Source organism: Streptomyces sp. NPDC104309 (assembly GCF_055584025.1).
Genome location: NZ_JBVJMV010000135.1, coordinates 1 through 1801, shown reverse-complemented (window position 1 = coordinate 1801; position 1801 = coordinate 1). Strand labels below are relative to the sequence as shown.

The window sequence follows — 1801 nt, the reverse complement described above, 5'->3', positions numbered from 1 at the left end:
CGAACTGAACGCCCGAACCCTCCCATGACCACGGCGAAACCCTGCCTGAACAGCGGAAACTCATTGCTCACATTCGGAAAGAGAACAGCTTCTCAGCGTGTGCCCACGGCCGCCTCCAGTTGAGCCGGTCGATAGCGTAGGGGCGGGTGGAGAGAACAGCTGAGGCCGTCGTGCGGCCAAGGAACACCTCGAGCGTTCCCAGTGCGTGTTCGGCTGCGCCGACGTCGCTCCATTCGTCGACGCCGTCCACGAGCAGCAGCAACCGGTCGTCACGCAGCGCGCGCTGGACCAGCGGCCAGAGACGTGCGGCGCTGTGCGATTTCAGCCAGGCTTCTGCGGCTGAAACGAGTGAGTTTTCAGTCGATGCTTCGAGGTGACGGCATAGAAATCCGAACGGCAGCCAGAGTGGCAGGTCGCCGCTGTGTTCCCTCTGCAGCGTGATCGACTGCGGTTGCGTCGAGAGCAGGTCCGCCGCGACGAACCGCAAAAGGCTCGACTTCCCCGCTCCCGGGCGGCCGATGAGCAGCCGGTACCTGCCACCGGCCAGCCACTCGTCGGCCGCCACGACGCCGCTGGGGGCTGGTCCGGTCCGCTCCCTGTGGTTGAGCAGGTGGTGAGCGGATCTGAACGACTGCCGGCGAACGCCCAGCCGTGAGGCGATGTAGGTACGGCCGTCAACCGGGTCCTCTGCCGGGCGGTGCTCTTCGACGGTCGGCTCGGGCTGTTCGGTATCGATCATGTCGGACCGTTGCCGGCCGGGATCGACGTCCAGGATGACGAATGGGATGTCGGACTCCACGTCCGTGACCAGGTGGACTCCGCCTTGGGCGGAGAAGACCGCCTGGTAGAGATCGCGCAGGCCTGCGCGGAGTTCTCTACTGTCCTGATGAGGCAGGTTGTGCGCCAGGGCTTGGGCTGCCTCTGGGCCGCAGAAGCGCTCCACCCAGGGTCGGCCGAAGAAGTCATCAACGATGCGAGGCTGATCCTTCAGTAGGCCGGAGACCTCCTGCATACCCCACGGAACGAAGGCGATCTTGAGCTTGGCCAGCCGTTCGGTCTGCTCGCGGATCGCGGTGTCCAGCTTGGTGTGCTGCAGGTCGAAGGTGGTGGCGAAGTGAAACATCGCCGCTTTGTCCGCCCATTCTCCCTTGAGGAAGTCATCGACAGCCTTCTTGATCTTGGCCGCAGTGAGCGTCTTGATCCTCCGGGATTGCAGAGTGATGTAGTCCCGGCCGCCGGATTCGCCATCAGTCAGGTCGAGCGGAAGGCGTGCGTAGGCGTCGATCCCAGCTTGGGCTTGGCCCGGGACACCGAAGAGCTTGGCGTACTGGACTGGCCAGATGGTGTGCATCAGCCTGAGGAACAGACGCTCGGCGTCCGGCCACGGCAGTTCGCCGATCGGAAGGCCCTGCACCTTGGTATCGATGGGCGGCGCTGGCAGCGGACCCGCGGGCGCCGACCACAGCAGTGCTTCGGTAGGGTCGTTGCCCTCCGCCTCATCCGTCGCGATCATCGTCATTCCTTCGCTGATGCCCGCCGTGGTCTGAGTTGCCAGAGTAGGGGCAGACAGGGCGTGTGCCGAAGTTGTCGCACGCCTTGTCTTCCGGGCCCGACTCCCGGAATGGGTGCGCGTCAGTGCCTGTCGGCCCCGCCGTAGTGGCTGGGAAGCTGGGCCGGGGCGAGCCGAGTGGCGGTGATGTGGTCGCTCTGAGGTTCCCCCGAGATGCGGAGTGTGGTGACAGAGGGTCAGATGGTTTTCATGAAAGGAACATCGACCATGGCTGCCCCCAGGAAATATTCG

1 protein-coding gene is annotated in these 1801 nt (G+C 64.6%); it reads right to left on the bottom strand.

Going from position 1 to position 1801, the window contains the following annotated elements; all coding sequences use genetic code 11:
- Window positions 1–67 precede the first annotated feature (67 nt).
- Window positions 68–1513 carry an NACHT domain-containing protein gene (locus ACZ68L_RS46830; RefSeq protein WP_469591026.1) on the bottom strand — a complete coding sequence of 482 codons (1446 nt, stop codon included), beginning with the start codon at window positions 1511–1513 and terminating at the stop codon, window positions 68–70.
- Window positions 1514–1801 lie beyond the last annotated feature (288 nt).

What these genes read in the sequence shown, in the direction of transcription:
- ACZ68L_RS46830 (WP_469591026.1), bottom strand. Translation starts at nt 1,513, where the DNA reads ATGATCGCGACGGATGAGGCGGAGGGCAACGACCCTACCGAAGCACTG.